Below are 203 nucleotides of genomic sequence, written 5' to 3'. Positions count from 1 at the left end.
CAGACGTTACGGTATAGTTAGCATCTGCATCACAACTATCCGTAGGACACGTTTGTAAAGCCGCGATATTAGCAGCATTCCAATCAGATGCTAAAGTAGTGTTGTTAGCGCCATCACATTCAATAGTTTCATCAGCCACATCCGAACATAACGCTAAGTCAGGCGCAGTTGTATCTTCAATAGTTAACGTTGCTGAAGTAGAA

Annotated in this window: 1 protein-coding gene; it reads right to left on the bottom strand. The window is 42.4% G+C overall.

Going from position 1 to position 203, the window contains the following annotated elements:
• Positions 1 to 203: hypothetical protein (locus WA340_RS12730; protein WP_336129361.1), on the bottom strand; the 203-nt coding region annotated here is incomplete at both ends.

Source organism: Mesoflavibacter sp. CH_XMU1422-2 (assembly GCF_037029245.1).
GTDB classification, from domain to species: Bacteria; Bacteroidota; Bacteroidia; order Flavobacteriales; family Flavobacteriaceae; genus Mesoflavibacter; species Mesoflavibacter zeaxanthinifaciens.
Note: the sequence above shows the minus strand (reverse complement) of the source record. Positions and strands in the feature narration are given on the sequence as shown.